Genomic DNA, 14,643 nt, shown 5'->3' on the forward strand with positions numbered 1-14,643 from the left:
CGCCCCTGCCCCCAAATGGCCCGGTGACATGACCAACCCTTCCCTGACGCGTCCGCTCGGACAGCGCATTGCGCTGGTTCTTGCCCTGCTCCTCGTGATCGTCGGCATGATCAACACCATGCCCGAAATCGCCGGCCTGCAAGATTGGGCCCGCGAGGTCACCGGCCGCCCGTTCTTCCGCGTGTCGGGCTTTGCACCCGAATTTTTCTACCCGCCGGTCTTTCTGGTGATGATGCTCATCGTGGCGCTCGATTCCAGCGTCTACCGGGCCTGGAAGCAAGACAAACCGCATCTGGCTTGGCTGGGCCTTCTGCTCGATGCCGGCCTGATCCTCGCCGCCTTCCTCGGCGCGCTTGGCTATCTGGTCGAGCTCGACTCGGTCTGCCTCTTCGATCAGATCAGCGGCGAGCGCGCGCGGCTGATACAGGAGGCGGCAGAACGCTCCGCAGGGGTGATCCCGGGCATCTCGCTGGAGGCCGAAGTGCCTGCCTGTCAGGCCCGTTTCGGCATCTGGACCATCCCGCTGCTCTTCACCATCATCACGCTGTTCTTCCTCTATAACGTCCGGGTCTGGGGCCTGCCGCTGGTGATCGTCGCCAGCGTCGTGGTGGTCTACACCGTCGGCACCGCGCTGATCTGGGTGTTTGACCTCTCGTCCAACAACTTCCTGCTCACCAAACTGGGCGCCGACGGCGGCGATGTGGTTGCGGCAGCGGTGCAGAAGGCCACCAATGTCTTCATCTCGCCAGACGGCTTCATGGGCCGCTTCATGGATATCGTCGTCAATCAGGTCTTTCCCTATGTGATCCTCGGCGCGCTCTTCGGCACCTCGGCAGGGGGCACCTCGCTGATCAAGCTGGCAGTGCGCACCACAAGCCGCCTGCGCGGCGGCCCGGCCCATGCGGCTGTGGTCTCCTCGGCCATGTTCGGCACCATCACCGGCGGGCCGGTGACCAACGTGCTCTCCACCGGGCGGCTGACCATCCCGATGATGCAGCGCAACGGCTTCTCGCCGCAATTCGCAGGCGGGGTCGAGGCAGCGGCCTCCTCGGGCGGGCAAATCATGCCGCCGGTGATGGGCGTTGCCGCCTTCGTGCTCGTCGCGCTGACGGCGGTGCCCTACACCAAGGTCATCACCGCCGCCTTCCTGCCCGCGCTCTGCTTCTTCTTCTCGATCTTCCTCGCGGTGATGTTTCAGGCCCGGCGCGACCGGGTCGAGCCGATGCGCGACATCCCCGAAGATCTGGCGATGAACCGGCAAGACTGGCTGAACCTCATCATCATCTTCGTGCCGATCCTCACCATCCTCTTCCTGCTGCTCGGCAACAAGGACGCGGTGGATGGCGGGCTGCTCGCCACGATCCTTCCCACAGGCGTCACCCAGACGATCAAGAACGCCACCGGCGATGCCGTCTCCGCAGGCTGGTGGGCAGTGATCGTGCTGTTGCCGCTGCTCTTCCTCGATCCCGGCACCCGCGCCGCGCCGCGCCGCGTACTGGTTTCGCTGGCCGATGGCGGCATCCTGCTGTCGCGCCTCTTCCTGCTGCTCTTCGCCGTGTCGATCATCGCCGCCTTCCTCAACGAAAGCGGCCTGACCGGCGAGCTGACCCGCGCCGTCACCACGTGGCTGGAAAACGCCCAGCAGATCAGCCTCTTCGGCTTCGAGATCGAGATCGTCGGCGGCGTCTACCTGATGCTCGCGCTCACCTGCGCGATGTTCTGCGCCATCTTGTTGGGCATGGGCATGCCCACGGTGCCCGCCTACGTCAACGTGGCGCTGCTGCTCGGCCCCCTGCTGGCCAACCTCGGGGTGAGCTTCTTCACCGCGCATATGTTCGTCTTCTACTTCGCCGTGGCCTCGGCCATCACCCCGCCCGTGGCGATTGCCGCCTTCGCCGCCGCCTCGATCACCCGCACCGAGCCAATGCGCACCGGCATCGCCGCCGTGCGCGTCGGGATCGTCATGTTCACCATCCCCTTCATCTTCGCGTGGTATCCCGAGCTGCTGCTGATCGAAGAGGCCGTGACCATCACCGACGACACCGGCCGCAAGGCCCTGATCGAAGGCTACAGCAGCACGGTGGACTGGGGCGCACTCGCCTTGCTCGGCCTGCGTCTGATCCTCGCGCTCTACCTCATCGCCTCGGCGCTGGCCCGGTTTGATCGTGGCCCAATGCCGCGCTGGGAAATCGCGCTGCGCCTGCTGGCGGCGGTTCTGGTGCTCTGGAAGACCCCGGTGATCATGTCGGTCGGCCTCGCCCTCGCCGCCGCGCTGGTGGTGCTGCACACCCTCACCGCCCGGCGGCGGGTGGCGGGCACCGCCGCCTAGGCCGCAGCGGCGCGCAGCCCCAGTATCTCGCGCGCCTCCTGCCAGCTGGCAACCGGGCGCTCGTAGGTGTCACAAATCTCCACCGTCCGGCGCACAAGGGCGGCGTTGGAGGGGGCGAGCGTGCTCTTGTCGAGGCGCACGTTGTCTTCCAGCCCGGTGCGGGCATGGCCACCCGCCGCGATGGCCCAGTCGTTCAGCACAATTTGGTTACGCCCGATCCCGGCGGCGCACCACTCGGTGCCGGGGGCAAGCCGCTCGACGGTGCGGATGTAATAGTCAAACACATCCCGATCTACCGGCATCGCGTTTTTCACACCCATCACGAACTGGATATAAAGCTTCCCTGGCAGCTGCCCGGCCTCGTGCAGCGCGACGGCCCGGTGGATGTGTGACAGATCGAAGGCCTCGATCTCGGGGGTGATCTCATATCGGGTCATCTCGGCGGCCAGCCAATCCACCAGATCGGGCGGGTTCTCGTAAACCCGCGTCGGAAAGTTGTTGGAGCCCACCGTAAGCGAGGCCATCTCGGGCCGCAGCGGCAGCATCCCGCCCCGCGCCTGCCCCGCGCCAGAGCGCCCGCCGGTCGAGAATTGCACGATCATCCCCGGGCAATGCGCCCGCAACCCCTCCTGAAGCCGGGCAAAACGCTCCGGGTCAGAGCTGGGCGACCCATCCGGCATCCGCACGTGGCAATGTGCAATCGCTGCGCCCGCCTCAAAGGCCTCATGGGTCGATTCCACCTGCTCCTCGATGCTGATCGGCACCGCCGGATTGTCAGACTTCTGCGCAACGCTGCCGGTGATGGCAACGCAGATGATGCAAGGCTTCTGGGTCATTCGCTTTCCTCCCCGAGCACCTAAGACGCCAACCACCCGCAGGGCAAGGCCCGCTGGTTGTCGGCACGAATGGGGGATTGGCCCCATGCCGCGCGCGGCCCGGCTCAGGCAGGTTGGTCTCATCGCAACGCACACCCCAGCCCCGGAGGACAGCCCAATGAAAACCCTTCTCAAAACCGCCCTGATCCTCGTCGCCCTCGGGCTCGCCTTCTGCGCCCTCTCCCCCGCCTCCCGCGCCGAGGCCAAAAGCTGCGGTGGCAACGGCCAGCAGGCCTGCGCGCTGGAAACCCCCGCCGCCCCGCAGTGCGGCGCTTGGCTGCACGAGTTGGGCGGCACCTGCCGCCCCTGCGGCAGCGCCGGGCTGGCCGCCTGCGAGCGCCCGAGCAACGCGATGTCCTGCCGCGCCGGGCTGGCCAACCACTTCGGGCGCTGCGTGGTGCCGGGTGAAGGCAGCGCACGCCCCGCCAAGCTCGACCTCGGCCAGATCTTCGGCGGCAACCGCGCCGACAAGATCCGCTGGGCCGCCACCCAGTATCTGAACGTCATCGAAGACGCCGCCACCGAGCTGCGCGCCACCTTGCCCGGCCAGCGCGATGCCTCCGCCCTCGTCGCAGCGCTGGAAACCCGCAACGGCGAGGCCGTCAAGCGCATCCTCGCCGCCAACCCCGAGTTCCGCGCCAGCCTCGATACGCTCAAGCGCATGGGCTTCAACACCATCACCATCGGCCTGCAAAGCCGCGTCGGAGCGGGCACCCTGCAAGAAACCGGCTACTCCATAGACCTCGATTTCGCCTGGGCACCCCGCCTCTACACCACCGCCGCCATCGGCGCAGGCACCGATCTGGCAGGCGAGGAAGAGCTGGTCTTCTCCGTCCTCAAGCCCGGCAACACCCGGATCGGCGGCGCGGTCTACGGCACCGTCACCACCCTGCCCGCCAGCAACGACCCGGTCGCCATGTGGTTCTCCGATGCCCCCTTCGATTTCACCGGCTTCTCCCTCGGCCTCGGTGTCGATGCGATGTGGGCCGGCGGCGCGGTCAGCTACGCCACCACGAAACTCTGGCACTGAAGCTCCCCTCCGCCCATCATGGCACCGCAACCGAAAGGACAGCCCATGCTCCGCCTCGCCGCCCCTCTCGCCCCCTGCCTCTCCCCGCTCACCTTCAGCCTCTGCCTCTGCCTCGCCGCCGCCCCCGCCGGGGCGGCTGGCCCGTCCGATCTCACCGCCCTGCGCGATGCCGCTGCCCCCGGTGAATGCGCGGGAGACGGCCCCGCCCGCAGCCAGCCCTTCGCAGGCGGCACCCTGCACGCCGTGCCCTGCCGCGCCACCGCCCATGACCAGCTCTCGGTGCTGATCCTCGAACGCGAAGGCAACCTCCAGCCCCTCTTCTTCGCCAACCCCGACTTTCAGTTCCAATACGCCGCCGACGGCGCGCTGGATTGGCGCAACCCGCAATGGGGCGGCGTGCTCGTCTCGCCCGTGGTCTCCACCTTCAACGCCGATGCCACCACCGGCACCATCACCGTGTCTTCCATTATCGCGCCGGGCCTCGGCCGAGGGGCCTTCGTCTATGAGCACGTATTGGGCGATTTCGGCGTCACGCTGGAGCGGGCCGTCGCCAGCTTCGACAGCGGCGAAGAGGTGGTGCTCTGGCCCCCCGCCGCGCCGTCACTGATGGAAGAGATCGGCCTGGCCCACAGCCTCGACGGCTTCACCGAAGAACCCGCGCCCGACACCCTCCTCTCCGATCCGCTCGACATCGCGGATGTCATCCGCCCGGACTTTCCCAGCGCAGAAGAAGGCCGCCCCCGGCTGGCCCTGTCTTTCGAGCAGCGGGGCGATCGCATCGCCGCCAACCTGCTCGATCACGGCTGGGCGGATGACTCGGTCGCCGGAAAGGTCCGGCGCGTGCTGTTGGAGCGTGACGGCGCGGGATGGCGCATCACCGGGCTTGGCAGCGCCAACATCTGCTGGCGCGGCACAACGCGGATCACAACCGGCCTCTGTCCCTAACCCCCAAGCCACAGCGTAAAGCAGGTGCCGCGCCCGGGCTCCGAGCGCACCTCCAGCCTCAGCCCGTTGGCGCGCGCCAGCTCAAAGCACACCGAAAGCCCCAGCCCGTGCCCGGTCGAGGCCGCGCCCTTGGCATAGGCCTCGCTGAACTGCGCCACCTCCGTCGCGCTCATCCCCGGCCCGGTGTCGGCCACCACCAGCCGCAGCCCGCCACCGCGCCGCACGCCCACCACCACCCGGCCCTCGGTGGTGTATTTGATCGCGTTGGAGACAAGGTTGGTGACAATGCGCATCAGCGCCAGCGGCGGCACTGTGACTTCGGCCGAACTCTCCGCCACCCGCAGCGCCAGCCCCTTACTCGCCGCCTCGCCCTCAAACATCTGCCGCACCGTGCCCAGCGGCACCGAAAGCGGATAGACCTCGGCGTCTTCCTCCTCCGGTTCGGCCTCGCCCTCCTCTTCACCCGCCTCCGGCACGCTCTCATCCACGTAGCCGGTGGCCAGCGAGGCGAGGTAATCAAACGCCTCATTCAACCGCGCCTTCACATCTGGCTTCATCTCTGCGGCCAGCGTGTCAAAGGTCATCCTCAGCGACATCAGCGGTTGCCGCAGATCATGCGAGGCCGTGGCAAGCTGGCGCTGGCGCAGCGCAGCCAGGTCGCGGGCGCGGGTATAGTTGCGCTCGGCCTCCAGCAGCTCCCGGCTGCGCTCCGCCTCGGCCTCCAGCGCCTCCACCCGCGCCTCCACCGCGCTCAAATGGCGGCGGCGCAGCGCAATCACATTGGCCGTCAGCGTCGTCATCGTGGCCAGCAGCATGAAGAAAAACACCGCGCGGATCGCCAGCGGCGCATCCAGCCACGCTCCGCCCAACCCGGTGACGATCAACACAATCGCGCCCGCAGCCCCGGCGGTGGCCAGCCGCGCCAGCAGCACCGCGCCCACCGGCGGCGTAAGCCCGGTACCCTGCGCCGCGCGGGCCGAGAAGATGTTGCACACCAGCATGAGCGCAATCAGCCCATAGGCCAAAAACGCCGTGCCCTGCCCCGGCGACACCAGCGAAATGGCAAACCCCGCCAGCGAAACAAGCGCCAGCGCCAAAACCACCCGCCCCGCACGCGGCACCTTCGCCCCAATCCCGGCCCCCGCAATCAAAAAGCCCGCGCCCGAGATCGCGAAGAGCATCCCAAAGCCCACGGTCGATTGCCACTCCGGGTGCTGCGGATAGAAAAACCGCCAAAACAACCCGTCCATCACCGCGACAAGCCCCAGAAAGGCGGCAAACATTGCCGAGTTCATCGCGCCCGTCCAACTGCCCATCGCCACCTGAAAGCCGAAGAAGAAGACAAGGCAGGCAATGGCGAAGGCATAAAAGGCCGTCAGCCCGATGCCCCAAAGAAAGCTCGCTTGGGCAAGGTGCTCGGGGCTATGCAACTCCATCCCGAAGGTCGAAAAAGGGCCGGTCTGCACATGGGCCAGCAGCGTCACCGTTTCGCCCGGCGCAAGGGTAAATTCGGGCGCACGCAGCCGCGTGACGGCATGATCGAGCGGATCGAACGGCCTGAAGATGGAATAATCCATCAGGTTCTCCGTTAGCCCATCCGCACGGATCAGAAACAGCCGCACACCGCTGACAAGCGGCGCATCGAAGGTGAGGATAAAGCTGTCAGGCGGTCGCCCATCCAGCGGGGCGGCATTGGTGATCGTGGTGCCCGCCCATGTCTCTGGCGAGTAGCCCGGCCCGTAAGAGGTGGTCACCCGCTCAATGCCAAACGCCCCCGCCTCCCATTGCGCGAGGGCTTCGCTTACCTCGGTTTCCAGCGAGGCCCAGTAGCGCAGCGCAGGCGTCACCTCGGAGCTCTGCACGCCCGGCGCCAGCACCACCCCCTCCGCCCGCGCCATCGCCCCGCCCAGCAAAATGCAGGCCAGAAGCACGAAAAGTCTGGGGAAATTCCGACAGGCGTGGCAGGTTTCGGGCAAGGGCATTCAAAGGAACGGATTGATGAAAGAACGTGGAGCCTACCATGCGGTTGTCGCGGACGATCATGCAATAGTCCGCAGCGGATTGCGCTCCGCGCTGGAAACACCGGGCCATATCGAAGAACGCGGCATCACCGTGGTCGCCGAGGCCGAAAACGGGCTGGAGGCCATCGCCGCCTGCCGCGCCCACCGCCCCGACCTGCTGCTTCTTGATGTACAAATGCCGATGGCGGGCGGCGTGGAGGTGGTGGTGGAGGTGCAACGCTGGAGCCCCGACACCCGCATCGTCGTGCTCACCGGCGTCAGCGCCGTCGGCATCGTGACGTCTCTGGTCGAGAGCGGCGTGCACGGGCTGTTTTCCAAGGGTGACGACAACTCCGAGCTCTACGCCAAGCTGCCCGGCATCCTGCGCGGTCAGCGCCACATCGCGGCGCGCTTCATGGAGGTGCTGAAGGACAAGCCCGCAGGCGAGCAACTCACGGGCCGCGAGCGCCAGATCCTCAACATGATCATCGCCGGCCACTCCAACAAGGAAATCGCCGGGCACCTCGGCATTTCGGCCAAAACCGTCGACAAGCACCGCACCTCGATGATGCAAAAGCTCGATGTGCATTCGGTGCCCCAACTCATGGCCTTCGCCCTGCGCGAAGGGCTGGTGGACCCGTCAGCCGAGCTTTGAATGGGGTGTTCCCCCCATGGGGCCAGTCGGCCCCGGCGGCTACCTTGAGGCCAAGCGCTGCACCCCGCCGCGCCAAGCCCGAGGAGCCGCCGCCGTGCCCCTGTCAAAGACCATCCTCCTGCTGCGTCTGCTCGTGGCCCTGACCCTGCCGGACGAGGCCTATGCCGAGCCGCCGGGGTTGGCGGCGAGCAGGCTGCAAAGCGCGGCGGGCGATATCGTGGTGATGTCACAGGCGGCCCGGGCTGATTGCAGCTCCGCGCCCTGCCCGCCCCGCATCTGCCTCGAAAACCCCGCCAGCAACCACGGCCCCAAGGGCCTCAGCAACCGCCGCACGCCCCCGCCCGACCTGCTCGTTGCCCCCGGCTCAAGCGCCTGCCTCCTGCTGGCCGCCGTACGCCAAACGCTGGTGCTTTGGCGGCAGGACAGCAGCGCGGACAAGGGCCGGCAGATGGTGCCCGCACTGCTCGCCCCGCTGGACTTGCGCAACAAGGCCGGGCACATCATCTTTCTGACATGGACAGCCGAGGCCCCTGCCCAGAAAACGCCCCCCAAAACCGGCCCGCAACAGCCGCCGCACCGCCCCGTTCCGGCCCCCAAGGAGCCCTGAGATGATCCGCCCACGCACCCTCATGGTCTCCCCCCTGATCCTGCCCCTGCTGCTTCTGGTCCTGCTGCTAATCCTGCCTGCGCGGCCGCTGGTGGCACAGGGGGTGAACCCCTCGAAGGCAGAGGTACGCGCCTTCACCGGGGCCGACCGCAACAAGGACGGCATGCTCACGCCCAAGGAGTTTCGCAGCTTCGTGCGCGCCATGGCCAAGGCCGGGCAATCCACCGCCAAAACCATCGTCACCTTCGGGGCATACGGCTACGCCTTCCGCCGGGTGGACGCCAACCGCGACGGGCTGGCATCCCCGGCAGAGCTGCGCGGCGCGGATGAGGCCTACAAACGCGAGTAGAGCGCCCGCCATCCCTCCCCCCACGGGGCTGGCGCATCCGGTTTTCCGCCTGCTAAGACTCCCCCAGCAGTCCCATCGTCTCCACCCGCACCCCGCGCTCAAGGACGAAACCGATACCCAGGAGCAGGCCTCGGCCCACCTCCCCGGCAACAACCCGCGTCAAACACCACACGAGGGGGCCGGCCCGGCACGGCCCCCCGGAAAGGACAGACATGCGCCCCCTGATCGCCGCGCTCCTTCTCCTCCTCGCCGCGCCGCCGCTCTCGGCGGGCGTGCCCGAGGCCATCGAAGGCCACATCCTGCCCCGTCACGCCGCCTTCGCCGAGGCCGCCGCCGCGCTGGATGAAGCCGCCCGCGCCGATTGCACCGCCGAGGCGCTGAAGGCGGCCTATCACACCGCCTTCGACGGCTGGATCGGCGTGCAGCACCTCGCGCTCGGCCCCTTGCAAGAGATCGGCGGCCCCCTCGCGCTGGAGTTCTGGCCCGACGCCAAGGGCTTCACCGCCCGCCAACTCTCCCTGCTCACCAAGGCGGCAGACCCGGCCACCACCACGCCCGAAGGCTTCGCCCAGCAATCCGTGGCGGTGCAGGGCTTTATGGCGCTGGAGCGGATGCTCTACGACGACACCTTCACCGGCTATGCCCCCGGCAGCTATTCCTGCACGCTGGTGCAGGCCATCGCCCATGACATCGCCGCCAAGGCGCAAAACCTGCAGGCGGGCTGGCCCGGCACCGCCGATGCGCTGCTGACGGCAGGGGCCGAGGGCAACAGCGCCTACCTCACCCCCGCCGAGGCCGCGCAGGCGCTCTTCACCGCGCTGATCACCGGCATCGAATACAACGACGACGCCCGCCTCGCCCGCCCGCTCGGCTCGTTCGAACGGCCCCGCCCCACCCGCGCCGAGGCCTGGCGCTCGGGCCGCTCCCAGCGCAACCTCGCCCTCTCGCTGGCGGCGCTGGAAGAGTTCTCGCACCTGCTCGCCGATGGCACCGCCAGCGAAACCGCATCGCTCTTCGATGACGCGCAAGGCTGGCTCGCCAAGCTCGATGAGCCCGCCTTCGCCGGCGTCGCAGATCCCACCGCCCGGATGGGAATCGAAAGCCTCACCTCCTACCTCGACCTGCTGAAAGAAACCGCCGCCGCAGAAATTGGCGCGCATCTGAACGTCGGCCAAGGCTTCAACGCGCTCGACGGCGACTGACCCGCCCCGTTCCCCACCTGCCGGAGGCTCCCATGCTCCCCCGTCGCCAGTTCCTCGCAGGCCTCGCCGCCGCCGCCTCCGTGCCCCGCAGCTCATGGGCCGATGCAGGCGCGCCCGCCTACCTTGCCGCCGCGCGTGACCCATCCAGCGCCTACTGCCTCTGTGGCCTCTCCCCCGCCGGGGCGCTGCGCTTTCGCATCCCGCTCCCCGACCGGGGCCATGCCGCCGCCGCCCACCCTACGCGCCCCTTCGCGGTCGCCTTCGCCCGCCGCCCCGGCCGCTTCGCCTTGGTGATCGACTGCGCCACCAGCCAGCAAACCGCGCGGCTGGAGGCCCCAAGCGGGCGGCATTTCTACGGCCACGGGGCCTTCCTCCACGGCGGCACGCTGCTGGCCACCTCCGAAAACGACTATGCGGCGGGGCGCGGTGTCATCGGCCTCTGGGCCCCTGACGAGGGCTATGCCCGCATTGGCGAGGTGCCCTCCGGCGGGATCGGCCCGCATGAAATCCTCACCCTGCCGGGCGACGAAACCCTGCTGGTCGCCAACGGCGGGCTGCAAACCCACCCCGACCATGGCCGCACGGTGCTTAACCTCGCCAATATGCGCCCCAACCTCGCCGTGGTCTCCGCCGATCGCGGGCCGCTGGCGCTCTCCGAGTTGCCCCCCGAACTGGCCGCCAACTCCATCCGCCACCTCGCCCTGCGCCCCGATGGGCTGGCGGGCTTTGCCATGCAGTGGCAGAGCGACGTGGCCGAGCCGGTGCCGCTGCTGGGCCTCTGGCAGGCCGGGGCTCCGCTGCGGCTCTGCACGGCCCCGCCGCTGCGGGCGCTGGCGATGGAAGGCTACGCCGGTTCGGTCGCCTTCTCGGGAGACGGGGCCTTTGTCGGCATCACCTCGCCTCGCGGCGGCGAGGTGCAAATCTTCAACGCCGAGACGGCTGCCCTCACCGCCCATTGGCGGCGGGCCGACATCTGCGGCCTTGCCCCTTTGGGGGCGGGGTTTCTGGCCTCCGACGGCATGGGCGGGCTGTTCCAGTTCTCTGCCACCGGCACGGCGCAGCCCCTCGCTCGCCATGATGCAGCGTGGGACAATCACCTCGTCCCGCTTCGCCACGCGTAACCACCGGGGGCCACCCCAAGCCCCTTGGCACAGGGCTTTACGGAACAAATAGCGAACATTATGGTGCCGCCATGCCCCGCGATCCACTCTCCCACATGCCCCACCGGCCCCGCCGCCTTTGCGAAATCACCGGAGAGTTCGCGCTGGCCACGGGGCGGGTGCATGAGTTTTGCGGCTCCGCCCGCCGCACGCTGGCGCTGGCGGCGGCAGGGCGGCTTTCAGGGCCGGTGCTCTGGATCACCCCGGGCTGGCAGGACGCCGGGTTTTGCGGCGAAGGCGTGGTGGGCTGGATTGATCCGGGGCGGCTTCTGGTGGTGCGAGCCCGGCGCCCGATGGAGATGCTCTGGTGCATGGAAGAAGCGCTGCGCTCGGGCGCGGTTCCGCTGGTGGTCACAGAGCTGGACACGCCACCGGCGATGGTCCCGGTGCGGCGGCTGCACCTCGCGGCGGGCGAGCCGGAAGGCCCCGCGCCGCTGGGGCTGATCCTGACCCCGGGCAAGGGCGGCGCGCCCGGAATCGAAAGCCGCTGGCACGCCGCCCCCGCCCATGGCCCGGGCCTCACCCGCTGGCGGCTGCGGCGGCTGCGCGCCCGCATGGCCCCGCCCGCCGCATGGCACCTCGCCCAGCCCGCCCCCCGCGCCGCGCTCACGCTGAGCCCGCTGACCGCACTGAAAGAAACCGCTTAGGGCAAGTCTAGCCCCGTCCGTGCCACCACGCGAACCAAGCCGCCGCAGCCGCCGTCGCCCCACATAGCCAGCCTAAAAAAACGACACTCCCCGTCGCCCCCAAGCCAGCCCGCCCCGCCCTGCGGGGCTACTCCACCCCCATGCGCCTCCTGCTCTCCTTCGCCCCGCTGCTCGCCTCTGTGGCCCTGCTCCAGCTCTCCTCGGGCGGGCTCGGGCCGATGGATGCGCTCTCGGGGCTGACGCTGGGCTTCTCCACCGGCGAAATCGGCCTGCTCGGCTCAGCCCATTTCACCGGCTTCTTCCTCGGGTGCTGGTGGGCACCCCGGCTGATGGGCTCTGTCGGCCACGCCCGCGCCTTCGCCGCCTTCACCGCGCTGGGGGCCATCGGGCTGCTGGCTCACATGCTGCTCACCACCCCCTGGGCCTGGGCGGGGATGCGGGTGGCCTCGGGCCTCTGCATCGCCGGTTGCTACACCGTCATCGAAGCCTGGCTTCAGGCGCGGGTCACCAACGCCACCCGGGGCCGGGCGATGGGCAGCTACCGGCTGGTCGACATGGGCGGTTCGCTGCTCGCCCAGCTGCTCGTCGGCATGCTGGAGCCCGCCACCTATGCCGCCTACACCCTGCTGGCGATCCTCTGCTGCGCCGCCCTGCTGCCGCTGACGCTCACCACCACCGCCCAGCCCGCAACACCCGCCGCACCCCGGCTGCGCCCCGCGCTCGCCTTCACCCGCTCCCCGCTGGCCGGGGCGGCGGTGCTGGCCGCCGGGCTCACCTCGGGCAGCTTCCGCACCGTCGGCCCGGTCTATGGCCAGGCCGTGGGGCTCGCACCCGAACAGATCGGCCTGTTTCTCGCCATCTGGATCGGCGGCGGCGCGCTGGCGCAATGGCCCGCAGGCTGGCTCGCCGACCGCTATGACAGACGCTGGGTGCTCATCGCCCTCTCCATCGCGTCCACGCTGGCCTGCCTCGCCACCATCGCCACCTCGGGCTCCACCGCCGCCATCCTCGCCACGGCGGCCATCTTCGGGGCCGCCAGCTTCCCGATCTACTCGGTCGCCGCCGCCCATGCGCACGATTGGGCGTCGGATGACGAACGGGTCGAGCTTTCCGCCGCGCTGATGTTCGCCTTCGCCGCCGGGGCCATCGCCGCACCCCTCACCGCCTCATGGCTGATGGCCGCCACCGGCCCCGCCGCGCTGTTCTGGCTCATCGCCGCCGCCCACATCGCGCTCGCCGTCATCGGCACCCTGCGCCTGCGCACCCGCCCAACCGAGCGTCGCACCCGCTACGTCTACGCCCCGCGCACCAGCTTCCTCACCGGCTGGCTCACCGGCAAGCAGCGCAAGGGACCCTAGGCGCGACAGCTTCAGCCAGAAATCGCCAGCATCCCCCGCGCCCGCCGCCGCAACAACACGACAGCCAGCAATGCCAGCATACCGACCTCGGCCAGCGGCGGCGCGAGCCAGAGGCCGGGCACACCCGCCAGCAAGGGCAGGAGCAGCGTCAGCGGGATCACCAGCAGGTAGGGTCGCGCCAGCCCCAAAAGGGCCGCCCGGCGGGCATCCCCCACCGCCTGAAAGGCTGTCGAAACCATGTTGATCGGCCCGACCAGGGCGTAGAGCGCCAGCAACATCGGCAGAATGCGCGCCAGCGCCAGCTGCACCGCGGCGTCCTCGGTAAATATCCCGCCCAGCGCATGCCGCGCCGCGATCAGCGCCAGTTGCACCGTGGCCGTGTAGAGCAGGGCCATGCCCATCGCACGCTTCAGCGCCGCGTTGGCCCGCGCGTGCAGCCCGGCCCCGTGGCAACTGCCCACGATGGCCTGAAGCGCCTGCCCGAGCCCGAGCAACCCGAGGAAGGCGAAGGCCATGACCCGCAGGTAAATGCCATAGGCCGCAACCAGCGCTTCACTATCAGGCGCATCAAGCACCCGCAGCATGGTCACCATCGCCGCGCTGATCAGCGCGATGCCCAGAAAGCTCAGGCTCTGCGGCGCACCGAGCGTCAGCATCTCGCCCCACCGGGCGCACGCGAAGCGGGGCAGCGGCAACACCAGCCGCCCCCGCGCGCGCAGCCCCAGCACCACCAGCACTGCCGCCCCCTGCGCCACAAGCGTGGCCACTGCCGAGCCCGCCACGCCCCAGCCGAAAACCGCAATGAACAGCCAATCCAGCGCGCCATTGCCCAGCGTCACGGCAAGCGACATCGCCGCCATGAAGGGCACCCGCCCCTCTACCCGCAGCGCGTCGGTCTGAAGCGTCAGCACAAGCCCGATCAGCCCGCCGCCGCCCAGAATCGCAATGTAGCGCCAGCCCATCCCCGCCAGCGCGGCATCGCCATCGGCCAGAAGCCGCACCAGCCCCGGCCCGGCCAAAGCGCCGATCCCGCAAACCCCGAGCCATATCGCCAGCGCCAGCCCATGCGCCCCGCCAAAGGCCCGCGCCGCGCCGCCCGCATCTGACGCGCCCAGCGCCCGCGCCACCACCGAGGCCATCCCGCTGGAAACAAGCGTGCCCAGCGCCGCCAACAGCATCACCGCCGGAAACACCAGCGTCACCGCCGCCAGCGCCTCTGCGCCCACGTAGCGGCCCAGAAAGATCGCATCCACCACGCTCAGGAGGCCGTGAAGCATCATCACCAGCGAGATCGGCAGGGCGGTTCGCAGCAGCAGCGGGCCAAGCCGGGCCGAGAGGTAGGGGGAGTCGGTCATATTTTTACCCGGGCACAAATATCATCCACCCCATATGCGCCACCCCGTAGCCCGTCAAGCCCGCGCGTGGCCTAACGGGGCGGGCGGGTGGGCCGTTTGGCCGCGCGCGGGCGTTGCCCCCCACGCTTCCC

General features: G+C 69.1%; 13 protein-coding genes. 10 read left to right on the forward strand and 3 right to left on the reverse strand.

Annotated features, from left to right (window positions below):
* Window positions 1-28 precede the first annotated feature (28 nt).
* Window positions 29-2,329, forward strand: coding sequence for a TRAP transporter permease (locus ACXAG6_RS19440; protein ID WP_475339575.1), 2,301 nt, complete (start codon window positions 29-31; stop codon window positions 2,327-2,329).
* Here the strand turns inward: ACXAG6_RS19440 and ACXAG6_RS19445 are convergent.
* A complete protein-coding gene (locus tag ACXAG6_RS19445) occupies window positions 2,326-3,165 on the reverse strand; it encodes a 3-oxoadipate:acetyl-CoA acetyltransferase (protein ID WP_475339576.1) in 840 nt (279 codons plus the stop codon). The two genes, ACXAG6_RS19440 and ACXAG6_RS19445, sit on opposite strands and share 4 nt — an antisense overlap.
* Before the next feature lie 157 nt (window positions 3,166-3,322).
* On the opposite strand from ACXAG6_RS19445, the gene ACXAG6_RS19450 reads away from it, so the two are divergent.
* Window positions 3,323-4,234, forward strand: coding sequence for a hypothetical protein (locus ACXAG6_RS19450; protein ID WP_475339577.1), 912 nt, complete (start codon window positions 3,323-3,325; stop codon window positions 4,232-4,234).
* A gap of 45 nt (window positions 4,235-4,279) precedes the next feature.
* A complete protein-coding gene (locus tag ACXAG6_RS19455; protein WP_475339579.1) occupies window positions 4,280-5,179 on the forward strand; it encodes a hypothetical protein in 900 nt (299 codons plus the stop codon).
* Here ACXAG6_RS19455 and ACXAG6_RS19460 read toward each other — a convergent pair.
* Window positions 5,176-7,161: an ATP-binding protein gene (locus ACXAG6_RS19460; RefSeq protein ID WP_475339580.1), complete on the reverse strand. Its 1,986-nt coding sequence runs from the start codon at window positions 7,159-7,161 to the stop codon at window positions 5,176-5,178. The genes ACXAG6_RS19455 and ACXAG6_RS19460 overlap by 4 nt on opposite strands.
* A gap of 16 nt (window positions 7,162-7,177) precedes the next feature.
* On the opposite strand from ACXAG6_RS19460, the gene ACXAG6_RS19465 reads away from it, so the two are divergent.
* The 7 genes from ACXAG6_RS19465 (at window position 7,178) to ACXAG6_RS19495 (ending at window position 13,157) form a co-directional block, all read left to right on the forward strand.
* Window positions 7,178-7,834 (forward strand): LuxR C-terminal-related transcriptional regulator, encoded by a 657-nt coding sequence (locus ACXAG6_RS19465; RefSeq protein ID WP_475339581.1) that lies wholly within the window; start codon window positions 7,178-7,180, stop codon window positions 7,832-7,834.
* Between the two features lie 16 nt (window positions 7,835-7,850).
* Window positions 7,851-8,441 carry a hypothetical protein gene (locus ACXAG6_RS19470; protein WP_475339583.1) on the forward strand — a complete coding sequence of 197 codons (591 nt, stop codon included), beginning with the start codon at window positions 7,851-7,853 and terminating at the stop codon, window positions 8,439-8,441.
* Between the two features lies 1 nt (window position 8,442).
* Window positions 8,443-8,790 carry an EF-hand domain-containing protein gene (locus tag ACXAG6_RS19475; protein WP_475339584.1) on the forward strand — a complete coding sequence of 116 codons (348 nt, stop codon included), beginning with the start codon at window positions 8,443-8,445 and terminating at the stop codon, window positions 8,788-8,790.
* A gap of 212 nt (window positions 8,791-9,002) precedes the next feature.
* Window positions 9,003-9,992: an imelysin family protein gene (locus tag ACXAG6_RS19480; RefSeq protein ID WP_475339585.1), complete on the forward strand. Its 990-nt coding sequence runs from the start codon at window positions 9,003-9,005 to the stop codon at window positions 9,990-9,992.
* 32 nt (window positions 9,993-10,024) lie between these two features.
* On the forward strand, window positions 10,025-11,113 hold the full coding sequence (locus ACXAG6_RS19485) for a DUF1513 domain-containing protein (protein WP_475339587.1): 1,089 nt from the start codon (window positions 10,025-10,027) through the stop codon (window positions 11,111-11,113).
* Between the two features lie 71 nt (window positions 11,114-11,184).
* Entirely contained in the window at window positions 11,185-11,799 is a 615-nt protein-coding gene (locus ACXAG6_RS19490; RefSeq protein ID WP_475339588.1) for a hypothetical protein, read from the forward strand.
* 140 nt (window positions 11,800-11,939) lie between these two features.
* The gene (locus ACXAG6_RS19495; RefSeq protein ID WP_475339589.1) at window positions 11,940-13,157 is read left to right on the forward strand and encodes an MFS transporter; all 1,218 of its coding nucleotides are present in this window, start codon (window positions 11,940-11,942) and stop codon (window positions 13,155-13,157) included.
* Between the two features lie 11 nt (window positions 13,158-13,168).
* On the opposite strand, the gene ACXAG6_RS19500 is transcribed toward ACXAG6_RS19495, so the two are convergent.
* On the reverse strand, window positions 13,169-14,512 hold the full coding sequence (locus ACXAG6_RS19500) for an MATE family efflux transporter (RefSeq protein WP_475339591.1): 1,344 nt from the start codon (window positions 14,510-14,512) through the stop codon (window positions 13,169-13,171).
* Window positions 14,513-14,643: the final 131 nt, after the last annotated feature.

This window comes from Vannielia sp. ABF1_015, from assembly GCF_056160745.1.

Coding starts and splice junctions, on each gene's coding strand:
- ACXAG6_RS19445 (WP_475339576.1), bottom strand. CDS start 3,165: ATGACCCAGAAGCCTTGCATCATCTGCGTTGCCATCACCGGCAGCGTT.
- ACXAG6_RS19500 (WP_475339591.1), bottom strand. CDS start 14,512: ATGACCGACTCCCCCTACCTCTCGGCCCGGCTTGGCCCGCTGCTGCTG.
- ACXAG6_RS19470 (WP_475339583.1), top strand. CDS start 7,851: ATGGGGCCAGTCGGCCCCGGCGGCTACCTTGAGGCCAAGCGCTGCACC.
- ACXAG6_RS19455 (WP_475339579.1), top strand. CDS start 4,280: ATGCTCCGCCTCGCCGCCCCTCTCGCCCCCTGCCTCTCCCCGCTCACC.
- ACXAG6_RS19475 (WP_475339584.1), top strand. CDS start 8,443: ATGATCCGCCCACGCACCCTCATGGTCTCCCCCCTGATCCTGCCCCTG.
- ACXAG6_RS19460 (WP_475339580.1), bottom strand. CDS start 7,161: ATGCCCTTGCCCGAAACCTGCCACGCCTGTCGGAATTTCCCCAGACTT.
- ACXAG6_RS19450 (WP_475339577.1), top strand. CDS start 3,323: ATGAAAACCCTTCTCAAAACCGCCCTGATCCTCGTCGCCCTCGGGCTC.
- ACXAG6_RS19440 (WP_475339575.1), top strand. CDS start 29: ATGACCAACCCTTCCCTGACGCGTCCGCTCGGACAGCGCATTGCGCTG.
- ACXAG6_RS19490 (WP_475339588.1), top strand. CDS start 11,185: ATGCCCCGCGATCCACTCTCCCACATGCCCCACCGGCCCCGCCGCCTT.
- ACXAG6_RS19495 (WP_475339589.1), top strand. CDS start 11,940: ATGCGCCTCCTGCTCTCCTTCGCCCCGCTGCTCGCCTCTGTGGCCCTG.
- ACXAG6_RS19485 (WP_475339587.1), top strand. CDS start 10,025: ATGCTCCCCCGTCGCCAGTTCCTCGCAGGCCTCGCCGCCGCCGCCTCC.
- ACXAG6_RS19480 (WP_475339585.1), top strand. CDS start 9,003: ATGCGCCCCCTGATCGCCGCGCTCCTTCTCCTCCTCGCCGCGCCGCCG.
- ACXAG6_RS19465 (WP_475339581.1), top strand. CDS start 7,178: ATGAAAGAACGTGGAGCCTACCATGCGGTTGTCGCGGACGATCATGCA.